This window comes from Cupriavidus sp. FW305-27, from assembly GCF_058787995.1.
In genome coordinates this window covers 50,696-72,233 of sequence record NZ_JBYTAG010000018.1, presented here as the reverse complement: position 1 = coordinate 72,233, position 21,538 = coordinate 50,696, and the positions used below count along the sequence as shown (strand labels likewise).

The 21,538-nt window shown below is 67.2% G+C and carries 21 protein-coding genes and 1 pseudogene; 15 read left to right on the top strand and 7 right to left on the bottom strand.

All coding sequences use genetic code 11. The features are described from left to right. Positions 1-74: 74 nt before the first annotated feature. The gene (locus tag AC3WRI_RS11420; protein WP_010809033.1) at positions 75-1,271 is read right to left on the bottom strand and encodes an amino acid aminotransferase; all 1,197 of its coding nucleotides are present in this window, start codon (positions 1,269-1,271) and stop codon (positions 75-77) included. A gap of 185 nt (positions 1,272-1,456) precedes the next feature. Between AC3WRI_RS11420 and uvrB the strand changes: the two genes are divergently transcribed. The 14 genes and pseudogenes from uvrB (at position 1,457) to iscX (ending at position 13,079) form a co-directional block, all read left to right on the top strand. Then, positions 1,457-3,541: an excinuclease ABC subunit UvrB gene (gene uvrB / locus AC3WRI_RS11415; protein WP_010809032.1), complete on the top strand. Its 2,085-nt coding sequence runs from the start codon at positions 1,457-1,459 to the stop codon at positions 3,539-3,541. A gap of 97 nt (positions 3,542-3,638) precedes the next feature. Continuing rightward, positions 3,639-3,860, top strand: coding sequence for a hypothetical protein (locus AC3WRI_RS11410; protein ID WP_010809031.1), 222 nt, complete (start codon positions 3,639-3,641; stop codon positions 3,858-3,860). 33 nt (positions 3,861-3,893) lie between these two features. After that, the gene (locus AC3WRI_RS11405) at positions 3,894-4,136 is read left to right on the top strand and encodes a hypothetical protein (RefSeq protein ID WP_010809030.1); all 243 of its coding nucleotides are present in this window, start codon (positions 3,894-3,896) and stop codon (positions 4,134-4,136) included. A 90-nt stretch (positions 4,137-4,226) separates the two neighbouring features. Continuing rightward, positions 4,227-4,715: a low molecular weight protein-tyrosine-phosphatase gene (locus AC3WRI_RS11400; RefSeq protein ID WP_010809029.1), complete on the top strand. Its 489-nt coding sequence runs from the start codon at positions 4,227-4,229 to the stop codon at positions 4,713-4,715. Positions 4,716-4,802: 87 nt separating this feature from the next. Next, on the top strand, positions 4,803-6,899 hold the full coding sequence (locus tag AC3WRI_RS11395) for a site-specific recombinase (protein ID WP_439671498.1): 2,097 nt from the start codon (positions 4,803-4,805) through the stop codon (positions 6,897-6,899). Positions 6,900-7,005: 106 nt separating this feature from the next. Continuing rightward, positions 7,006-7,560, top strand: a complete 555-nt coding sequence (gene iscR / locus AC3WRI_RS11390) for a Fe-S cluster assembly transcriptional regulator IscR (protein WP_011614910.1) — start codon at positions 7,006-7,008, stop codon at positions 7,558-7,560. 55 nt (positions 7,561-7,615) lie between these two features. After that, entirely contained in the window at positions 7,616-8,839 is a 1,224-nt protein-coding gene (locus tag AC3WRI_RS11385) for an IscS subfamily cysteine desulfurase (protein WP_269446663.1), read from the top strand. Between the two features lie 66 nt (positions 8,840-8,905). Beyond that, positions 8,906-9,304, top strand: coding sequence for a Fe-S cluster assembly scaffold IscU (gene iscU / locus AC3WRI_RS11380; RefSeq protein WP_010809025.1), 399 nt, complete (start codon positions 8,906-8,908; stop codon positions 9,302-9,304). 43 nt (positions 9,305-9,347) lie between these two features. Next, positions 9,348-9,668 carry an iron-sulfur cluster assembly protein IscA gene (iscA, locus tag AC3WRI_RS11375; RefSeq protein WP_010809024.1) on the top strand — a complete coding sequence of 107 codons (321 nt, stop codon included), beginning with the start codon at positions 9,348-9,350 and terminating at the stop codon, positions 9,666-9,668. Between the two features lie 25 nt (positions 9,669-9,693). Next, positions 9,694-9,916 (top strand): annotated as a pseudogene (locus tag AC3WRI_RS11370) (DUF3565 domain-containing protein). Positions 9,917-9,979: 63 nt separating this feature from the next. After that, positions 9,980-10,498: a Fe-S protein assembly co-chaperone HscB gene (gene hscB, locus AC3WRI_RS11365; protein WP_010809022.1), complete on the top strand. Its 519-nt coding sequence runs from the start codon at positions 9,980-9,982 to the stop codon at positions 10,496-10,498. Positions 10,499-10,607: 109 nt separating this feature from the next. Then, entirely contained in the window at positions 10,608-12,473 is a 1,866-nt protein-coding gene (hscA, locus tag AC3WRI_RS11360) for a Fe-S protein assembly chaperone HscA (RefSeq protein WP_492293341.1), read from the top strand. 40 nt (positions 12,474-12,513) lie between these two features. Continuing rightward, on the top strand, positions 12,514-12,852 hold the full coding sequence (gene fdx, locus AC3WRI_RS11355) for an ISC system 2Fe-2S type ferredoxin (protein WP_010809020.1): 339 nt from the start codon (positions 12,514-12,516) through the stop codon (positions 12,850-12,852). A 32-nt stretch (positions 12,853-12,884) separates the two neighbouring features. Continuing rightward, positions 12,885-13,079, top strand: coding sequence for a Fe-S cluster assembly protein IscX (iscX, locus tag AC3WRI_RS11350; protein WP_010809019.1), 195 nt, complete (start codon positions 12,885-12,887; stop codon positions 13,077-13,079). Between the two features lie 76 nt (positions 13,080-13,155). On the opposite strand, the gene AC3WRI_RS11345 is transcribed toward iscX, so the two are convergent. From AC3WRI_RS11345 to prfB, 4 genes are all read right to left on the bottom strand, one after another. Next, positions 13,156-13,902 (bottom strand): glycine zipper 2TM domain-containing protein, encoded by a 747-nt coding sequence (locus AC3WRI_RS11345; RefSeq protein ID WP_010809018.1) that lies wholly within the window; start codon positions 13,900-13,902, stop codon positions 13,156-13,158. A gap of 250 nt (positions 13,903-14,152) precedes the next feature. Then, entirely contained in the window at positions 14,153-15,697 is a 1,545-nt protein-coding gene (gene lysS, locus AC3WRI_RS11340) for a lysine--tRNA ligase (protein WP_058696916.1), read from the bottom strand. 65 nt (positions 15,698-15,762) lie between these two features. Further along, entirely contained in the window at positions 15,763-16,521 is a 759-nt protein-coding gene (locus AC3WRI_RS11335) for an SDR family oxidoreductase (RefSeq protein ID WP_010809016.1), read from the bottom strand. A 97-nt stretch (positions 16,522-16,618) separates the two neighbouring features. Beyond that, a protein-coding gene (prfB, locus tag AC3WRI_RS11330; RefSeq protein WP_099045607.1) for a peptide chain release factor 2 occupies positions 16,619-17,723 on the bottom strand; the annotation gives its coding sequence in 2 pieces (ribosomal slippage) (positions 16,619-17,641 and positions 17,643-17,723; 1,104 coding nt in all). Between the two features lie 190 nt (positions 17,724-17,913). Between prfB and AC3WRI_RS11325 the strand changes: the two genes are divergently transcribed. Beyond that, complete coding sequence (locus tag AC3WRI_RS11325; protein ID WP_492293340.1) at positions 17,914-18,624, top strand: peptidoglycan DD-metalloendopeptidase family protein; 711 nt, start codon at positions 17,914-17,916, stop codon at positions 18,622-18,624. Positions 18,625-18,648: 24 nt separating this feature from the next. Here the strand turns inward: AC3WRI_RS11325 and recJ are convergent, their stop codons facing one another. Together recJ and AC3WRI_RS11315 are read right to left on the bottom strand one after the other, a co-directional pair. Beyond that, positions 18,649-20,346, bottom strand: a complete 1,698-nt coding sequence (gene recJ / locus AC3WRI_RS11320) for a single-stranded-DNA-specific exonuclease RecJ (protein WP_010809013.1) — start codon at positions 20,344-20,346, stop codon at positions 18,649-18,651. A gap of 51 nt (positions 20,347-20,397) precedes the next feature. After that, positions 20,398-21,507 carry a hypothetical protein gene (locus AC3WRI_RS11315; RefSeq protein WP_010809012.1) on the bottom strand — a complete coding sequence of 370 codons (1,110 nt, stop codon included), beginning with the start codon at positions 21,505-21,507 and terminating at the stop codon, positions 20,398-20,400. Between the last annotated feature and the right edge of the window lie 31 nt (positions 21,508-21,538).

Below are 21,538 nucleotides of genomic sequence, written 5' to 3'. Positions count from 1 at the left end.
CCGCTTTTTGTGCATTGCTTTGTGACGCTTGCGCCAGTCGCCACCTGTTGCGGGATGGCGATTGCAAAAGCCTTTTACATCACAGCTGCGATCGCATCGACGACGGCGTCGATGTTGCGGCTGTTCAGCGCGGCCACGCAGATGCGGCCGGTGCCGACGGCGTAGATGCCATGCTCGTTGCGCAGGCGGTCCACCTGGGCCGAGGTCAGGCCCGAGTACGAGAACATGCCGCGCTGCGCCTTGACGAAGGAGAAGTCGCCCGGCACGCCCTTGGCGGCCAGCTTGTCGACCAGCGCATGGCGCATCAGCTTGATGCGGTCGCGCATCTCGGCCAGCTCTTCTTCCCACATGGCGCGCAGTTCCGGGCTGTTCAGCACGGTCGCGACCACGGTGCCGCCGTGCGTCGGCGGGTTGGAGTAGTTGGTGCGGATCACGCGCTTGACCTGCGACATCACGCGCTGCGCTTCTTCCTTGCTGGTGGTGACGATCGACAGCGCGCCGACGCGCTCGCCGTACAGCGAGAAGCTCTTCGAGAACGAGCTCGACACGAAGAAGGGCAGTCCGGAGTCCGCGAACAGGCGCACGGCGGCGCCGTCCGGGTCGATGCCGTCGGCAAAGCCCTGGTAGGCCATGTCCAGGAACGGGATCAGGTTGCGTTCCTTGACCAGTTCCACCACCTGCTTCCACTGCTCGGGCGACAGGTCCACGCCGGTCGGGTTGTGGCAGCAGGCGTGCAGCACGACGATGGTGTTGGCCGGGAACGATTTCAGCGATTCCACCATGCCGGCAAAGTTCAGGCCGTGGCTGGGGGCGTCGTAGTAGGCATAGTTGACCACCGGGAAGCCGGCGGATTCGAACAGTGCGCGGTGGTTTTCCCAGCTCGGGTCGCTGATGGCGACCTTGGCGTCCGGATACAGGCGTTTCAGGAAGTCGGCGCCGATCTTCAGCGCGCCGGTGCCGCCGAGTGCCTGGGCCGTCACCACGCGGCCTTCCGTGATCAGCGGCGATTCCTTGCCGAACAGCAGCGTCTGCACGGCCTGGTCATAGGCGGCAATGCCTTCGATCGGCAGGTAGCCACGCGGCGTGGCGGTGGTCAGACGTGCCTTTTCTGCCTCCTGGACGGCGCGCAGCAGGGGGATTTTCCCTTCGTCGGTGAAGTACACGCCAACGCCCAGGTTGACCTTGGTCGGGCGGGTATCGGCATTGAAGGCTTCGTTGAGGCCCAGGATCGGGTCGCGCGGGGCCATCTCGACGGCAGAAAACAAACTCATTTGGAATCTCGTGGTCGGCTATGTAAGAAAACGGGAAGGCGTAGAATGCTTCGGACTGCGCTGGGGGCTGACAGGCCCCCGTGACGCTTCCGGCTTGAAGCGGGGGCTGGCAACCCCAAGATTCTAGCGTATTCGCCCCGTATTCCTGAGGTATTTCCCTAATTCCGCCCGTAAATTCGCCCCCTATGTCGAACCTTGCAGAAGCCGCGCCGGCCCTGGACGAAGACAAATTCGTCACATTCCCCGGCTCCCCGTTCCAGCTCTACCAGCCGTTCCCGCCCGCCGGCGACCAGCCGGAGGCCATCCGGCAACTGGTGGAGGGGGTCGAGGACGGCCTGTCGTTCCAGACGCTGCTGGGGGTGACGGGTTCGGGCAAGACCTTCACCATGGCCAATGTGATCGCCCGGATGGGACGGCCGGCGATCGTGTTCGCGCCCAACAAGACGCTGGCGGCCCAGCTCTACGCCGAGTTTCGCGAGTTCTTCCCGCGCAACGCGGTCGAGTACTTCGTCAGCTACTACGATTACTACCAGCCCGAGGCCTACGTCCCGCAGCGCGACCTGTTTATCGAGAAGGACTCGTCGATCAACGAGCATATCGAGCAGATGCGGCTGTCGGCGACCAAGAGCCTGCTGGAGCGCCGCGACACGATCATCGTGGCGACCGTCTCTGCGATCTATGGTATCGGCAACCCGACCGAATACCACCAGATGATTCTCACCTTGCGGGCCGGCGACAAGATCAGCCAGCGCGATGTGATCGCGCGCCTGATCGCGATGCAGTACACCCGCAACGAGACCGATTTCCAGCGCGGCACCTTCCGCGTGCGCGGCGACACCATCGACATCTTCCCGGCCGAGCATGCCGAGATGGCGGTGCGGCTGGAGATGTTCGACGACGAAGTCGAGTCGCTGCAGTTCTTCGACCCGCTGACTGGCCGCGTGCGCCAGAAGATCCCGCGCTTCACGGTCTATCCGTCGAGCCACTATGTGACCCCGCGCGAGACCGTGCTGCGCGCGATCGAGGCGATCAAGTCGGAGCTGCGCGAGCGGCTGGAGTTCTTCCACAAGGAAAACCGGCTGGTGGAGGCGCAGCGGCTTGAGCAGCGCACCCGCTTCGACCTGGAAATGCTGTCCGAGCTGGGCTTCTGCAAGGGCATCGAGAACTATTCGCGGCACCTGTCCGGCGCGAAGCCGGGCGAGCCGCCGCCGACGCTGGTCGACTACCTGCCGCCCGACGCGCTGATGTTCCTGGACGAGTCGCACGTGCTGATCGGCCAGCTCAACGGCATGTACAACGGCGACCGCGCGCGCAAGACCACGCTGGTGGAGTACGGCTTCCGGCTGCCCTCGGCGCTGGACAACCGGCCGCTGAAGTTCGACGAATTCGAGCGCAAGATGCGCCAGGTGATGTTTGTTTCGGCCACGCCGGCGCAGTTCGAGCAGGACAATGCCGGGCAGGTGGTGGAGCAGGTGGTGCGTCCGACCGGGCTGGTCGATCCCATCATCATGGTGCGCCCGGCGACCACGCAGGTGGATGACCTGCTATCGGAAATCCACGCCCGCGTGGAGGTTGGCGAACGCGTGCTGGTGACCACGCTGACCAAGCGCATGGCCGAGCAGCTGACCGAGTTCCTGTCCGAGAACGGCGTCAAGGTGCGCTACCTGCACTCGGACATCGACACGGTCGAGCGCGTGGAGATCATCCGCGACCTGCGCCTGGGCACCTTCGACGTGCTGGTGGGCATCAACCTGCTGCGCGAAGGCCTGGATATTCCCGAGGTGTCGCTGGTGGCGATCCTCGATGCGGACAAGGAAGGCTTCCTGCGCGCCGAGCGCTCGCTGATCCAGACCATCGGGCGCGCCGCGCGCAACGTCAACGGTACCGCGATCCTGTACGCGGACCGCATGACCGAGTCGATGAAGAAGGCGATTGGAGAGACCGAGCGCCGCCGTGCCAAGCAGATCGCCTTCAATGAGGCCAACGGCATCACGCCGCGCGGCGTGGTCAAGCGCATCAAGGACATTATCGACGGCGTCTATAGCGTCAACGATGCCAGGGCCGAGCTGCTGGCGGCGCAGGAGCAGGCCCGCTACGAGGACATGAGCGAGAAGCAGGTCTCCAAGGAAATCAGGCGTTTGGAGAAGCTCATGCTCGATCACGCCCGCAACCTGGAGTTCGAGCAGGCGGCGCAGGTGCGCGACCAGCTGGCCAAGCTCAAGGCGCAGGTGTTCGGCGCCAGCGGAGAGGGCGCGCTGCCGCCTGCCTGATACGCCGCACCGCCACGCGCGCTTCGCCTATAGTGAAATTCGCGGCGGCGCCGGTCATGAAGGGTGAAAGCGCGAAGGCTGCCGCGAAGGAGGCAAGATGGAACGCCAGTTTGAATACGGCGGCTACGCGGTCGTGGTCAGTGCGGTTCCCAATGCCGCCGGCGGGTTTGCGGCGCAGATGCGCATCGCCGATGCCTTCGGCGAGCCATCCGGCCCCAGCTACGAGGCGATTGCGGGCGACGCGCCCACGCCCGAAGGGGCCATCGCCCTGGCGGAGGCCGGCGCCATGCGCGCGATCGACGCCGGCGAGGTCAACTAGCCAGGCATCACCCATTTTCCGTGGAGAACCACAATGAGCGATATCGGTGAATGGAAGAAGAAGGTCTATGAAACCCACGAGGTGCAGGTCCAGGTCAAACAGCGCTCACAGAGCGAATGGTCCTACACCGTGCGCGTCTGCCGCCCCGGCACCAATATCCGCGCCGCCGGCACGCTGACCGAGACCTCGCGCATCACCGAGCACTACAAATCGCGCGAGGCCGCGGAAGTGGCCGGGTTTGCGCACGGCGAGCGGCTGGCCAAGCAGCTGGCCTGAAGGGCTGCGGGTAGAATTGCGGCTGTCCGGCCGGCGGCCCTGCCGTGTGCCGGTGCGCCCGCCGTTCCACTCCCGCCAAGCCGTGATCCGATGAAGACATACGCCATCCTGATGTGTTGCATGGGGAACATCTGCCGTTCCCCGACGGCGGAGGGCGTGCTGCGCGCCAAGCTGGCTGCGGCGGGGCTGGACGCACTGGTGGAACTGGATTCGGCGGGCACGCATGAATACCACCTGGGCCGCGCGCCCGATCCCCGCACCCAGCGCCACGCGCTGCAGCGCGGCTATGACCTGTCCGCGCTGCGCGCGCGCAAGGTCGGCCTGCCTGACTTCGACCGCTTCGACCTGATCCTGGCGATGGACCGCGAGAACCTGGCCGGCCTGGCGCGGCTGCGCCCCGATGCCGGCGCCAAGCTGCGCCTGCTGATGAGCTTCGCCACCCGCCACGACGCCGACGAGGTGCCGGACCCCTACTACGGCGAAGGCGATGGCTTCGAGCGCGTGCTCGACTACATCGAAGATGCCTGCGACGGCCTGGTGGCCGAGTTGCGCCAGCGCCTGCAAGGCAACGCCGGCTGATCCCGGCGCCCGCTCCATCGTCCTTTCTGCGGCCCGCGCCGCGACGCCTCCAGCGCCGCGGCCGGCGGACCGATCCCACGAGAATCCATGCTTCGCAAACTGTTCCGCAAATGGCGCGAATCGCGCAATGCAAGCCTGCAGCTCGACGCCATCCTGGCCGCTGCCGATCCTGAGGCGCCGCTGGCCGAGCGCAACGGCTGGCTGATCGAGTTGGGCTTCTGGATCCGCCGCGATGGCGGGCTGGGCGCCGATGCTGACAGCCAGGAACCTGGCACGGACCGCCGCCACCCCGAGCATGTGCGGCTGCGCTACCTGCTGCAGGTGCTGGAGCGGCATCCCGACTGGGCCGGGCGTTTCGCCCTGACGGTGCGCAGCCTGGTGCGCGAGAACGACCCCACCGGACTGTTCTGCGATACCGGCGTGGCCCTGCACCCGGGCTTCGTCAGCGAGATGGTGGGCCGGCTGCAGAACCGCTTCCTGCCGCCGCCGCCCAACCGCAGCGACATGGCGGGGCTGTTTGCGCTGGTGTTCGTCGGGGATGAGGACGCGGAGTGGGTCGAGGCCATCGACGATGGGCTGCTGGCGCGGCTGGCGCGCGTGCTGCAGGCCGGCAGCGCCGGGGGCGAAGCGGCGGGCATGGCGCACTATCGCGATGCGCTGGGCCAGACGCTGGCCACCAGCATCGCGGTGCTGGTCAGCCAGGTGCGCGCCACCGGCCTGAGTCAGGCGATCCGTTCGCGCCTGGCCGGGCGCGTGGAAGAGACACCGTTCTTCCGCCTGGACGAGGCCATCCAGGCCTTGCGTGAAGAGGGCCTGCGCCATGACGACAACAGCTTTGGCCACCGCCTGAACTACTTCCGCGCGCTGCTGGACGGCTGCCATGCCGCGATCCGCCAGGTGTATGAGGACCTGGAAGAGAACGGCGTGTCGGTCGAGGTGGTGTTCCAGATCGAGCGCATGAAGGTGCAGCTCAGCCGCATCGAGCTGCTGCTGGCGGCCTGGGTCGAGCCCCGCCGGCCCGGCATGCATGCGCACCTGGTGGCGGAGCTGATCCGATCGACCCAGGCCCGGCGCAGCATCTCGCACCTGGCCGGCACCTCGTTCGCGCAGCTGGCGCGCAAGGTGGTGGAGCGCTCGGCCGAGACCGGCGAGCACTACATCACGCGCGACCGCAAGGAATACGCCGAGCTGGTGCGCGCCGCGGCCGGCGGCGGCCTGGTCTCGGTCGCCACCGTGTACCTGAAGTTCCTGATCTACGGCCTGCACCTGGACAAGTTCAGTGAAGGGTTGCTGGCCTCGCTCAACTACGCCGGCAGCTTCCTGGCCATCCACTTTGCGCACTTCACGCTGGCGACCAAGCAGCCGGCCATGACCGGGCCGGCGCTGGCGCACCGGCTGGACGGGGCAGGGCGGCCGGAAGGGCGCGAGATATTCGTCGACGACACCATTGCCATGATCCGCTCCAACGCGGCGGCGATCGTCGGCAACCTGGCGGTGGTGTTCCCGGTGGCGCTGGGGATCCAGTGGCTGGCGCACAAACTGCTCGGCGCCAACCTGATCACGCCGGCCAAGGCGATTGCCACCATCGAGTCGTTCTCGATCCTGGGCCCGACGCCGCTCTATGCCGCCTTCACCGGCGTGCTGCTGTGGCTGTCCAGCCTGATTGCCGGCTGGGCCGACAACTGGTTCGCGCTGCATCGCGTGCACGACGTGATGGCCTACAACCGGCGCCTCCAGTACGTGCTGGGTGCGCGCGGCGCCACCCGTCTGGCGGATTTCTGGAAGCGCAACCTGTCGGGCATAGCCGCCAACGTGTCGCTGGGCCTGCTGCTGGGGCTGGGGCCGGAAATCCTGAGCTTCTTCGGGCCCCATATGGAAGTGCGCCATGTGACGCTGTCGACGGGCTCGGTCGGCGCCGCCATCGGCGTGCTGGGGCTGGATGCACTGCGCATGCCGTCGCTGTGGCTGGCGGTGGCGGGCATTGCGCTGATGGGGATGCTGAACGTGGCGGTGAGCTTCGCGCTGGCGTTCAATATGGCGCTGCGGTCACGCAACCTGCGGCGCGTGGACCGCGCCGAACTGAGCGCGGCCGTGCGGCGGCGCATCCTGAAGCACCCGTTGTCGCTGGTGATTCCGCCGCGCGCGGCAGGCCCGGAGACGGCCGCGGGCGGGCGCGAAGCGTGATCGGGGCGTGGTGCGCTGCGGCAGGGGTAGTTGACTGAATTAGTCGGGTACCTTTATACTTGACGGAAACGATCAAGTATTAGCTTCACCCCCAGAGCCCTGCACCATGAGACTGACCACCAAAGGCCGCTTCGCGGTCACTGCGATGATCGACCTGGCCATGCGCCAGGACCAGGGACCGGTCACGCTCGCCGGCATCAGCCAGCGGCAAAAGATCTCGCTGTCCTACCTGGAGCAGCTGTTTGGCAAGCTGCGCCGGCACGAGATCGTCGAAAGCGTGCGCGGCCCGGGCGGCGGCTACAGTCTGGCGCGCAAGGCCGAAGACGTCACCGTGGCGGACATCATCATCGCCGTGGACGAGCCCCTGGATGCCACCCAGTGCGGCGGCAAGGGCAATTGTAACGGAGATGACGGCTCCGGGCGCTGCATGACCCACGAACTGTGGGCCACGCTGAACCAGAAGATGGTCGAGTACCTCGACTCCGTTTCCCTCAAGAACCTGGTGGACCAGCAGCGCGAGCGCCAGCCGGCCGTGCTGCACGACATGCGCGAGGACGCCGCGCAGCCGGTCGCGGCCGCTGCGCGCGGCAAGGCCGACAAGCAGGAAAAGCCGGTCCGGGCCAGAATGGTGAATTCAGTTTTCAGCCTGGCGCAGTCCTGAGCGCGCCCAGGCAACGACAGCAAAACAGCGATCAGCGGTCCCTAACAAGGCAGTCATAACGATGAGCACCCCACATTTCCCCATCTACATGGATTACTCGGCCACCACGCCGGTGGACCCGCGCGTGGCGGACAAGATGATTCCGTACCTGCGCGAGCAGTTCGGCAACCCGGCCTCGCGCAGCCACGCGTACGGCTGGGAAGCGGAGCGCGCGGTGGAAGAAGCACGTGAGCAGGTGGCCGCACTGGTCGGCGCCGACCCGCGCGAGATCGTGTGGACCTCGGGTGCGACCGAATCGAACAACCTGGCGATCAAGGGCGCCGCGAACTTCTATTCGGGCAAGGGCAAGCACATCATCACCCTGAAGACCGAGCACAAGGCCGTGCTCGACACCACGCGCGAGCTGGAGCGCCAGGGCTTTGAAGTGACCTACCTGGACGTGAAGGAAAACGGCCTGCTCGACATGGAAGTGTTCAAGCAGGCGCTGCGCCCGGACACCATCCTGGTGTCGGTGATGCTGGTCAACAACGAGATCGGCGTGATCCAGGACGTCGCGCAGATCGGCGAGATCTGCCGCGAGAAGGGCATCATCTTCCATTGCGACGCCGCGCAGGCAACCGGCAAGGTGGCGATCGACCTGGGCAAGCTGAAGTGCGACCTGATGTCGTTCTCGGCCCACAAGACCTACGGCCCCAAGGGCATCGGCGCGCTGTACGTGCGCCGCAAGCCGCGCGTGCGCATCGAGGCGCAGATGCACGGCGGCGGCCATGAGCGCGGCATGCGCTCGGGCACGCTGGCCACGCACCAGATCGTCGGCATGGGCGAAGCCTTCCGCATCGCCCGCGAAGAGATGGCGACCGAGAACGAACGCATCCGCATGCTGCGCGACCGCCTGTGGAACGGCCTGTCGGACATGGAAGAGGTCTACCTGAACGGCGACCTGGAACAGCGCGTGCCGCACAACCTGAATGTCAGCTTCAACTTCGTCGAAGGCGAGTCGCTGATCATGGCGATCAAGGACGTGGCGGTGTCGTCGGGTTCGGCCTGCACCTCGGCCTCGCTGGAGCCGTCGTATGTGCTGCGCGCCCTGGGCCGCAACGACGAACTGGCGCACAGCTCGATCCGCTTCACGGTGGGCCGCTTCACCACCGAGCAGGAGATCGACTACACCATCGAACTGCTCAAGAGCAAGATCGGCAAGCTGCGCGACCTGTCGCCGCTGTGGGAAATGTTCAAGGACGGCGTCGATTTGAATTCGATCCAGTGGGCCGCGCACTGACGCGCCCGCACAGATCATCAGAACAAAACGCAATACCCCCGCAAAGATACGCAAGAGGTAAGCAAAATGTCATACAGCACCAAGGTTCTCGATCACTATGAAAACCCCCGCAACGTCGGTTCGTTCGACAAGAACGACGATGCGGTCGGCACCGGCATGGTCGGTGCGCCGGCCTGCGGCGACGTGATGAAGCTGCAGATCAAGGTCAACGAGGCGGGCGTGATCGAAGACGCCAAGTTCAAGACCTACGGCTGCGGCTCGGCCATTGCCTCGTCCTCGCTCGTGACCGAGTGGGTCAAGGGCAAGACCGTGGACCAGGCGCTGGAGATCAAGAACACCCAGATCGCCGAAGAACTGGCGCTGCCGCCGGTGAAGATCCACTGCTCGATCCTGGCCGAAGACGCGATCAAGGCCGCCGTCGAAGACTACAAGAAGAAGCACGGCGCCGAGCAGAAGGCTGCCTGATTCTGTCGCACTGACCACGGCATCGACGAAGGAAGACGCAACGATGATCACCATGACCGAGAAGGCGGCCAAGCATGTGGCCCGCTACCTGGAACGCCGCGGCAAGGGCGTGGGCCTGCGCCTGGGCGTGAAGACCACCGGCTGCTCGGGCCTGGCCTACAAGCTGGAATACGTCGACGAGCTGCTGCCGGAAGACGCGGTGTTCGAATCGCACGGCATCAAGGTCATCGTCGACGCCAAGAGCCTGCCGTATATCGACGGCACCGAACTCGACTACGCACGTGAAGGGTTGAACGAAGGTTTCCGCTTCAACAACCCCAACGTCAAGGACGAGTGCGGCTGCGGCGAGTCCTTCACGGTCTGAGGCGCGCCAGCGCAAGCAAGCCCCGGTGGAGCGCAGCATCGTCGGGTTCCGCCGGGACGAGGAAGGCCACTGGGTGGCCGAACTCGAATGCGGGCACGGCCAGCATATGCGGCACGACCCGCCATGGCAGTCGCGGCCATGGACGCAAAGCGAACAGGGCCGCCACTGCCATGATCGGCATGCGGGTGAACTGCCTGAAGTGCGACCGCAACGAACCGCCGGCCGAGTGGGCACGCAAGCCCGCCTGAGCGGCACCGTGGCGGCAATGGACAAAGGGGCGGCGCGGCCGCTCTTTTTTCTTGGGGAAGCAGTTGAAAGACGATTTTTTTGCGCTGTTCGGCCTGCCGGCGCAGTACGGCGTCGATGACGCCGCGCTGGATGCGGCGTACCGCACCGTGCAGTCGCAGGCGCATCCGGACCGCTTTGCCAAGGCGGGCGACGCCGAGCGCCGCGTGGCCATGCAATGGGCCGCGCATGCCAATGAAGCCTACCGTACGCTGCGCCAGCCGTTGCGGCGCGCGACCTACCTGCTGAAGCTGCGCGGCGTCGATGTGCAGGCCGAGAACAACACGGCCATGACTCCGGCCTTCCTGATGCAGCAGATGGAATGGCGCGAAGCGCTGCAGGAAGCGGTGGAGGAGCGCGCAGTGGACCGGCTCGATGCGCTGCTGCGCGAGCTGCGCCAGGAAAAGCGTGAGCGCCACGAAGCACTGGGCGCGTTGCTGGATTCCGGCGACAACGAGGCGGCTGGCGGCGCGGTGCGGCAACTGATGTTTATCGAGAAGATCGAGCACGATACCAGCGAGGCCATCGACCGGCTGGAACACTGACCGGCACGTTTGCCGGGGCCGTGACACAATGGCGCCCGGCGCGAAAACCGCTCCCCAATGCCACCCGCATGGCGGTTTCCACTGCCGCACAAGACAGCAAAGAAATACCATGGCACTGCTCCAGATTTCCGAACCCGGCATGTCGCCGGCGCCCCACCAACGCCGCCTGGCCGTCGGCATCGACCTCGGCACCACCAATTCGCTGGTGGCCGCGGTGCGTAGCAGCATTCCCGAAGTGCTGGGCGACGAGCGCGGCCGCGCGCTGCTGCCGTCGGTCGTGCGCTACCTGCCGGACCGTACCGCCCATATCGGCTACCGGGCCCAGGAAGAAGCGGTGCGCGACCCCAAGAACACCATCGTCTCGGTCAAGCGCTTCATGGGCCGCGGCCTGCGCGACGTGGCCAATATCGAGCACAGCCCGTATGACTTTGTCGACGCGCCGGGCATGCTGCAGATCAAGACCGCCGCCGGCGTAAAGAGCCCGGTGGAGATCTCGGCCGAGATCCTGGCCACGCTGCGCCAGCGCGCTGAAGACACGCTGGGCGACGACCTGGTCGGCGCCGTCATCACGGTGCCGGCCTACTTCGACGAGGCCCAGCGCCAGGCGACCAAGGACGCCGCGCGCCTGGCCGGCCTGGAAGTGCTGCGCCTGCTCAACGAGCCCACTGCCGCGGCCATTGCCTACGGCCTGGACAATGCCTCGGAAGGCATCTACGCGGTTTACGACCTGGGCGGCGGCACCTTCGATATCTCGGTGCTCAAGCTCACGCAGGGCGTGTTCGAGGTGCTGGCCACCGGCGGCGACTCGGCCCTCGGCGGCGATGACTTCGACCAGCGCCTGCTGTGCTGGATCGTCGAGCAGGCCAGCCTGCAGCCGCTATCGGCGCAGGACATGCGCCTGCTGATGGTGCGTGCGCGCGCGGCCAAGGAAGCGCTGTCGGAAAGCGACAGCACCGTGATCGACGCCGTGCTGGAGTCCGGCGAGATCGTCCACCTGACGCTGACTGTCGAGATCTTCGACCAGGTCACCGCGCACCTGGTGCAGAAGACCCTGGTGCCGGTGCGCAAGGCGCTGCGCGACGCGGGCGTCGCGCCCGACGAGGTCAAGGGCGTGGTGCTGGTCGGCGGCGCCACGCGCATGCCGTCGATCCGCAAGGCCGTGGGCGACTACTTCGGCCAGACCCCGCTGACCAACCTCGACCCGGACCGCGTGGTGGCGCTGGGCGCCGCGATGCAGGCCAACCTGCTGGCCGGCAACCATGCCCCGGGCGAAGACTGGCTGCTGCTCGACGTGATCCCGCTGTCGCTGGGCGTTGAGACCATGGGCGGCCTGGTCGAGAAGATCATCCCGCGCAACAGCACCATCCCGGTGGCGCGCGCGCAGGAATTCACCACCTTCAAGGATGGCCAGACCGCGATGGCGATCCACGTGCTGCAGGGCGAGCGCGAGCTGGCCAGCGACTGCCGCTCGCTGGCGCGCTTCGAGCTGCGCGGCATCCCGCCGATGGTGGCGGGCGCGGCGCGCATCCGCGTGACCTACCAGGTCGATGCCGACGGCCTGCTGTCGGTGACCGCGCGCGAAACGCATTCGGGTGTGGAAGCCTCGGTCACGGTCAAGCCGTCGTACGGCCTGGCCGACGACGATATCGCGCGCATGCTGCAGGAAAGCTTCCGCGAGGCCGAGCACGACATGAAGAGCCGCGCGCTGGCCGAAGAGCGCGTGGAAGCCGACCGGCTGGTCGAGGCCACGCAGCGCGCGCTGGAAACCGATGGCGACCTGCTGTCGGCGGAAGAGCGCACCGCGGTCGAGGCGCTGATGGCTACGGTGCGCGAGATCGCCACCGGCGAAGACCACCACGCCATCCACGCCGCGGTGGAGAAGCTGTCGCACGGTACCGACGAATTCGCCGCGCGCCGCATGGACCGTTCGATCAAGAGCGCGCTGGCCGGGCGCAAGGTGCAGGAGCTGGGCTGATCACCGGGCCCGCACCGACATACAGACATCAGGACACCACATGCCACAGATCGTTGTTTTGCCCCACGTTGAATATTGCCCGGAAGGGACGGTGATCGAAGCCGAGAAGGGCGTCAGCGTCTGCGACGCGCTGCTCTCGCACGGCATCGAGATCGAGCATGCGTGCGAGAAGTCGTGCGCCTGCACCACCTGCCACGTGATCGTGCGCGAGGGCTTCAATTCGCTCAACGAAGCCGAGGAGAAGGAAGAAGACCTGCTCGACAAGGCCTGGGGGCTGGAGCCGAATTCGCGGCTGTCGTGCCAGGCCATCGTCGATGATGAAGACCTGACCATCGAAATCCCGAAGTACACCATCAACCACGCCAAGGAAGGCCACTGAGCGGCCGGCAAATCTCAGCGGAGAACAATCCCATGAAGTGGACCGATACCTACGCCATTGCCGAAGCGCTGTATGACAAGTTCCCGGATGTCGATCCGGCGGGCGTGCGCTTCACTGACCTGCGCCGCTGGGTGCTGGAGCTCGACGGCTTTGCCGACGCGCCCGAGCGCTCGGGCGAGAAGATCCTGGAGGCGATCCAGCAGGCCTGGATCCAGGAAGCCGAATAAGCGACGCAGTATCGGGATGGCGACAAAAGGCCGGCAAATTGCCGGCCTTTTGCTTTGCTGCTGCGCGAGAGCCGGATCAGCCCCGCATCAGCGCGCCGTTCTCCAGGTGCACGCGCTCGCCTGGCTGCACGGCGGGGTCTTTCTCGTAGGTGAAGGTGCGGTGGCTGCCGTCATCCATGCGCACGCGCACTTCATAGTGCGTGTCCTTGCTGACGGTCTTCTCGATCTGGTTGCCGGCCACGCCGCCACCCACGGCACCCACCACGGTGCCGACGATGCGGCCATTGCCCTTGCCGACCTGGTTGCCCAGCAGCCCGCCCACCACGGCCCCGCCGAGCGCGCCCAGGCCGCTGGTGTTGGGCTTCTGGGTCTGGATCGGCGTCACCGAGACGATACGGCCGGCGTAGGGGCTGCCCTTGGCAGCCTGGCGCTCGGTGTCGGCACGCTGGCTGGCGCGCGGCTCGCTGTCGCGCTGCGCGGCCTGGCGTGCCGGGGCGGTGCGTGGCGCGGCTTGCGACGAACCGGTGGCATCCTGGCCGGCCGGGCGCTGCTGGCCGTCGTTGTAGACCGGCGGCCGGGTTGTGCTGCCCGGGGCGGGCGCTGCCGTGACCGGCAGCGGCCCTTGCGGGTCTGCCTGCGCACCGGCCTGCGCCGGCAGGTCAGGGCTGGCCTTGCCGATCGGCAGCACGCCAGTGACGGCGGCGACCGCGGTCAGGCTGGCGATCACCACGGCGACGGCTGCCGCACCGACGAGCGGATGCAGCCGGCGTTGCGGCGGCAGCGGGGCAGGGGTGTTGTCGTTCGGGGTGGCTTGGCTTTGCATTGCTATGGCTCCGGTGCGGCGAAGGCCGCGTTGGGATGGAACCAGTGTGGCCGAAGCGGGTGGGGTTTTCCGTTTGTTTTTGTAAATATATGTAGGCGGAAAATATCTTTTATATCAATGCCTTATGGTTGGTTGGGGCGCATATCACGGGGCCAGGCTGTAACATTCGGCGGCTTGGCATGACATTGGCGGCGCCCCAAGGAAAAAGCCCCACCGATTCGGTGGGGCTTCATCTTGCCAAAGCGCTTGCTCAGTCTTCCCGGCGCAGGTGCGGGAACAGGATGACGTCGCGGATATTCGGGCTATCCGTCAGCAGCATCACCAGGCGGTCGATGCCGATGCCGCAGCCGCCCGTCGGGGGCATGCCGTATTCCAGCGCGCGGATGTAGTCGGCGTCGAAGTACATGGCTTCTTCATCGCCGGCGTCCTTCTGCTCGACCTGCTTGCGGAAACGGTCGGCCTGGTCCTCGGCATCGTTCAGCTCCGAGAAGCCGTTGGCGATCTCGCGGCCGGTGATGAACAGTTCAAAGCGCTCGGTGATGCCAGGCACCGTGTCCGAGGCGCGTGCCAGCGGCGAGACCTCGACCGGGTAGTCGACGATGAAGGTCGGCTCCCACAGCTGGCTTTCCGCGGTTTCCTCGAACAGCACCAGTTGCAGCGTGCCCAGGCCGGCGTTGAGGAACTGCGGCGCGTTGGTGTTGACGCCGAACTTCTTCAGCTCGGTGCGCAGGAACCCGGCATCGGCCAGTTGCGCATCGGTGTACTGCGGTGCGAACTTCTGGATCGCCTGGCAGATCGTCAGCCGATGGAACGGCTTGGACAGGTCCAGCTCGCGGTCCTGGTAGGTCAGCACGGCACTGCCGCGCGCATCGATCGCGGCCTTGCGGATCAGGTCCTCGGTGAAGTCCATCAGCCAGCGGTAGTCCGTGTAGGCCGCGTAGAACTCCATCATGGTGAACTCGGGGTTGTGGCGCGGGCTCACCCCTTCGTTGCGGAAGTTGCGGTTGATCTCGAACACACGCTCGAAGCCGCCGACGATCAGGCGCTTCAGGTACAGCTCGGGCGCGATGCGCATGAACATCTGCATGTCCAGCGCATTGTGGTGCGTGATGAAGGGCTTGGCCGCGGCGCCGCCCGGGATCGGGTGCAGCATCGGCGTTTCCACTTCCATGAAGCCGGCATCGGCCATATGGCGGCGCAGCGACGAGATCGCATTGGTGCGGGCGCGGAAGGTGTTGCGTGTTTCCGGCGACACGATCAGGTCGACATAGCGCTGGCGGTACTTCATTTCCTGGTCGGCCAGGCCGTGGAACTTGTCCGGCAGCGGACGCAGCGACTTGGACAGCAGGCGCAGCTCGCGCACCTGCACCGACAGCTCGCCCTTGTTGGTGCGGAACAGTTCGCCGCGGGCGCTGATGATGTCGCCCAGGTCCCAGTGCTTGAAGGCCGCGTAGACCTCTTCGCCGACCTTGTCGCGGGTGATGTAGAACTGGATCTGGCCGCTGCCGTCCTGCACCGTGGCAAAGCTGGCCTTGCCCATCACGCGCTTGAGCATCATGCGCCCGGCGATGGCGACCTCGACCGGCGCGGCCTCGAGCGTGGCCTGCTCGGTCTCGGTGTATTGCGCCTGCAGCGCGGCGGCCTGGTGGGTGGGGCGGAAATCGTTGGGGAAGGGCACGCCTTGCTGGCGCAGCGCGGCCAGTTTCTCGCGCCGCTCCGCGATGATCTTGTTCTCGTCGACGGCGGGAGTATCTGCGGCGGCTGGCTTGGCCTGGGCGCGGTTCGGTTCAGTCATGATGTCTTGTCGGATCGGGCGCGCGGCGTGCCGCGCGCGGATTCAGATGGCTTGATGGGTGCGGCTTAGTAGTTGCGGAGATCGTCCAGCTCGGTGCTGCCGAAATCCGGGCGGTGCAGGTAGGCGACGATGCGGCCGGCGGTTTCCTCGGCCGACGCCAGCTGTTCATTGGCTTTCAGCTCGCGGAAGCGCTGCACCTGGGCGAAGTCGGCATTGCGGATGGTGGCCTGCATGCCGGTGTCGATCACGCCCGGGGCCAGCGCCACGGCGCGCACGGTGCGCGGGGCTTCGGCCTGGGCGTACTCGGCGTTGACCGAGCGCATGAACATGTCCAGCCCGGCCTTGCCGGCGCAGTAGGCGCTCCAGCCTTCGACCGGGCGGCGCGCCGCGCCGGAGGAGATCGCCAGCACCTTGCGCGGGCAGTCGAACTTCTCGGTGCGCTCCAGGAACGCCGCGGTCATCGTCATCGGCGCCGCCAGGTTGGTCAGCAGGTGCGGCACCAGGGTTTTCTCCTGCAGGCGCGTGACCGGGCCGATCGGTTCGACCACGCCCGCGTTCAGGATCAGCGTGGCGCTGGTCGGCGGGATGTCGAGCGTATCGAGCACGCTGGCGAGCCAGGTTGCGGCGGGGCCGGCCTGCGACAGGTCCTGCAGGTGCCAGGCCACCGGCACGCCGCTCATGGTGGCGATGCGCTCGAGCTCGCTGTTGCGGCTGCGCGCCACGCAGATCAGTCGGTTGCCCGGCACGAGCAGGGCATTGGTCAGTGCCGCGCCCAGCCCGCGCGAGGCGCCGGTGATGATGTAGAGGTGATTGGCTTCGCTCATGGTGCCCCGGTCGGAAAGGCCGCAGCTGCGGCGGTACAGCGATGATCCAGCGATTGCGGTGATGTTGCTGTGCCGCCGCGGGCGGCCCGGTACGGCCTTACAGTCCCTGCTTGAGGCTGGCCTCGATGAACGGGTCCAGGTCGCCGTCCAGCACCTTCTGGGTGTTGGACATTTCCACGTTGGTGCGCAGGTCCTTGATGCGGCTCTGGTCCAGCACGTAGGAGCGGATCTGGTGGCCCCAGCCCACGTCGGTCTTGCCGGCTTCGAGCTTGTCGGCCTCGGCCTGGCGCTTGCGCATCTCGTGCTCGTACAGGCGCGATTTCAGCATCGACATGGCTTCGGCACGGTTGCGGTGCTGTGAGCGGTCGTTCTGGCACTGCACCACGATTCCGGTAGGGATGTGCGTGATCCGCACGGCCGAATCGGTCTTGTTGATGTGCTGGCCGCCCGCCCCCGAGGCGCGGTAGGTGTCCACGCGCAGGTCCGCCGGGTTGACCTCGACCTCGAACGAATCGTCGACCTCGGGGTAGACGAACACCGACGAGAACGAGGTATGGCGCCCGCCCGACGAATCGAACGGCGACTTGCGCACCAGGCGGTGTACGCCGGTTTCAGTACGCAGGTAGCCGAAGGCGTATTCGCCCTCGATCTTGATGGTCGCGCTCTTGATGCCGGCCACGTCGCCTTCGGACTCTTCCAGCACCTCGGCCTTGAAGCCCTTGCGCTCGCAGTACTTCAGGTACTGGCGCAGCAGCATCGAGGCCCAGTCGCACGCTTCGGTGCCGCCAGCGCCGGCCTGGATGTCGATAAAGGCGTTGGCCTGGTCCATCTCGCCCGAGAACATGCGGCGGAATTCCATGCCCGCGACGATCTCCTCGAAGCCCTTGACGTCGGCCTCGATCGCTTCGAGGGTGTCGTCGTCGCCTTCTTCCCTGGCGAGCTCAAACAGCTCTTCGGCGCCGCTGAGGTCGTCGGTGAGCTTGCTGAGCACGCTTACCACGCCCTCGATTGCCTTCTTTTCCTTGCCGAGGTCCTGGGCCCGCTTGGGGTTGTTCCAGACGTCGGGGTCTTCCAGCAAACCGTTGACTTCGTCCAGCCTTCCTACTTTGACATCGTAGTCAAAGATACCCCCGTAGATCTTCCGTTCGCGAACGGAGATCGGAGATGGCACCGGAGATGGCGTTGAGGCGTTCTGCTTCCATGATGTTCCTGCGCTTCGAAAACCTCGAATTATAGCGGATCGGCGCGGCAACCCGGGGCTTCCGGACCGCCTCGGCGGGCCGCGGACCGAACGGATTGGCCGCGGCGCGGTCTATCCGCCGGTGCCGGGCGACGCACGCGGCGATAATACGGGTCGCAAGCCGCCCCCGGCACGACAAAGAACAGGGACGAATGACGCAAACCAGACATGACATCGAACCAGGCCGGCGCCGCGCGCTGGGCCTGCTGCTGGCCGCCGCGGCCGCGGTCGCGGCCGGCTGCGGCACCACGGGCGGTCCCGTGCCGGACGGCTACTACCGCGTCGAGCGCGGCGACACGCTGTATTCGATCGCGCGCAAGCACCGCCGCAGCGTACGCGACCTGACCCGCTGGAACAGCGACATCACCAGCCCCAGCCAGATCGAGGTGGGCCAGCTGATCCGCGTGCGGCCGCCGGGTGGTGCCTCAGGCAGTGCTTCGGCCGGCCAGGCCGTGACCGATACCCCGCGTGTCGACAGCGGCCCGGCCTCCCGGCCGCACGCCAGCAGCATCCGCCTGCAATGGCCGGCCGACGGGCGCGTCACCGCCGGCTTCGCGCCGCCGGCCAGCAAGGGCCTGAGCATCGCGGTGCCGGCCAACGGCGCGGTGCGCGCCGCCGCCGCCGGGCGCGCCATCCACGTCGGCAACCTGCGCGGCTACGGCATGCTGGTGATCGTCAAGCACAGCGACGACTGGCTGACCGTCTACGGCAACCTGGACCAGCCGCTGGTCACGGAAGGCGCCCAGGTCTCGGCAGGGCAGGACGTGGGCCGCATGGGCGCGAGCCCGAGCGAGCTGCACTTCGAGGTGCGCGGCAACGGCAAGCCAGTGGATCCCGCTGCCTACCTGCCGTCGCGGGGCTGAACGGGGGGAGCCCCCGGGAGCACGCTACTGCGCGTGTTCGATCACCAGCTGCACGCGGGTGACGCCGTTGAAGGTGTTGTTGTCGAGCCGGTAGGCCACCTGTGCGCTGGCGCCGAGCGAGTCGGCATGGTTGAACCAGATCGCGTCGAGGCGCTGGCTGCCGCGCCCGAGCTGCAGCTTCAGGTGCTTGCCCTTGAGCACGCTCTGGCGCAGCACGTCGAACTCGCCGCAGAAGGTCGGCGCCGGGAAGCCCTGGCCCCATACCTGCTGCTCCAGCAGGGTGACGAATTCCGGGCTGAAGCACTGGTCCTCGATATCGCCATCGGTCTCGATCACGCGCGCCAGCTGGTCGTCGGTCAGCCATTCGCGGCCGACCGCCTCGAAGGCCTCCTGGAACTCGGCAAAACGCTCGGCGCGCACGGTCAGCCCGGCCGCCATGGCGTGGCCGCCGAACTTGAGCAGCATGCCGGGATGGCGCTTGGACACCAGGTCAAGCGCATCGCGCAGGTGGAAGCCGGGGATCGAGCGGCCCGAGCCCTTGACGGTGGTCTCGTCGCCCGGGGCGAAGGTGATGGTGGGGCGGTGGAACTTGTCTTTCAGACGCGACGCCACGATGCCGATCACGCCCTGGTGCCAGGTGTCGTTGAACACGCTGACGGTGAAGCGCGCTGAGGGGTCCGGGCCGGCCAGCGGCTGCTCCAGGATCTGCAGCGCCTCCTGCTGCATGCCGGCCTCGATGTCGCGCCGCTCGCGGTTCATGCTGTCCAGCTCCTGCGCGATCTCCCATGCGCGGTTGGCATCTTCCGTCAGCAGGCATTCAATGCCCAGCGACATGTCCGCCAGCCGGCCGGCCGCGTTCAGGCGCGGACCCAGCCCGAAACCCAGGTCGAAGGTATTGGCGCGCGCCGCCTCGCGCCCGGCGGCGCGGAACAGCGCCGCCACGCCCGGCTGCATCCGTCCTGCGCGCATGCGGCGCAGGCCCTGTGCCACCAGGATGCGGTTGTTGGTATCCAGCTTGACCACGTCGGCCACCGTGCCCAGCGCCACCAGGTCCAGCAGCGTCTGCAGCGGCGGCTGCGTGGCCTGGGTATAGACGCCGCGCTGGCGCAGTTCGGCGCGCAGCGCCAGCAGCACGTAGAACATCACGCCCACGCCCGCCAGGTTCTTGCTGGGGAATTCGCAGCCCGGCTGGTTCGGGTTGACGATCACCGCGGCCTGCGGCAGCTCCGACCCCGGCAGGTGGTGGTCGGTCACCACCACGTCGATGCCCAGCGCATTGGCCGCGGCCACCCCGTCGACGCTGGCGATGCCGTTGTCGACCGTGACGATCACGTCCGGCTGCTGCCTGGCCGCCAGCGCCACGATCTCCGGGGTCAGGCCGTAGCCGTACTCGAAGCGGTTCGGCACGATGTATTCCACCCGCGCGCCCAGCATGCGCAGCCCGCGCACGCCCACCGCGCAGGCGGTGGCGCCGTCGCAGTCATAGTCGGCCACGATCAGCAGGCGCTTGCCGGCGGCGATGGCGTCGGCCAGGTAGGCTGCGGCGTGGCCGATGCCCTTCATGGCTGCGGGCGGCACCAGTTCGGGCAGGTCGGTGGCCAGCTCGGCCGCGCGCGCCACGCCGCGCGCGGCCAGGATGCGCGCCAGCGTGGGGTGCAGGCCGGCGGCCGCCAGCGAGCTGGCGTGTTCGGGAGAGTATTGGCGGATGGCGATCCGGGTCATGGGCGGGGCGGCAGGTGATGTTTCAGTAGGGGCGGCGCGTGTCAGGCGGCTTTATGCGGCATAGGCGAGGTCGGACAGCAGTGCGCGCCAGTCGCCGCGCTGGCCCATTCCGCGCCAGAACTTGCGCAGGTCGGCACGGCGCACGGTGAACTCGGCAAAGTGATTCTCGCCGGCCAGCACCAGCGTGATGGCGCCGACCTGGCCGGCCACCAGTGCTTCCAGTGCCGGCGCGAACCAGTCGGCATCCAGCGCATGCATGCGGTCCAGCCACAGGCCCCAGTCTTCGGCGATATGCGCTTCGGTGGCGCTGTCGAGCATGGCCAGCACCGTGCCCTGCACCGCGCTGGCGCCAGCCAGGCCGGCCGGCACCGGCAGCACGCGGCTGCCCGCGGCCAGGGCCAGCCCGCTCAGGAAGGGATCGTTGCTCAGCACCGTATCGGCCAGCCGCGGCACCGGCTGCAGCGCGCCGCCGCCGTACAGCCAGACCGAATTGACCGGCGCCTCGCCGGCGGCCTCGCGGGCCTGGTTGACGCGGTGGTCGTACCAGGTCATCTGGATCTCGTTCTGCAGGCGGCGCCAGTCGCGGGCGCGTTCGCCGGCCTGCATCCAGATATCGATATTGCGGCCCGCCGCGCGCAGCGGCGTGGTCGCCTCCAGCGGGCCGAATACGGCTTCGGGCAGGTACCAGCGCTGCGGGCAGGGCGATTCCAGCGCGATGCCCGATTCCAGCAGCAGTTCGTCGATGGCGGCGCGCAGGGCCGCGGCTTCCTGCGGCCGGATGCCCAGCTGGGCGGGCGGCATCAGCACCAGGTGATCGCGCGCGGCGTGGATGTGCACCGGCTGCAGGCAGGTCCAGGACTGGCCATCGGGGGTGGCGGGGACGGCGCCGCCACTGTCGGCCAGCCGCATATAGGGCGCCAGCGGCACCCGGACCGGGTCCAACCCCGCCTTGCCGGCCAGCCAGCGCTCCTGCGGCAGGCTGCGCAGGAAGGGGTCGTCATGCCGCTCGCGCGGGCCGGGCTCGGCCCGGGTCAGCAACTTTCCGAGCGCGGGCAGCTCCAACTGCCGCAGCAGCGCGCCGGGGACGACATCGTCCCGGCCGTCGTCGCCGGCGCCCGGCGGGACGGAAAAGGGCACAATCAGGGTCAGGTGCGTCATCATGGTGGCGAGATTGTAAACTCCCGGCTGGCCG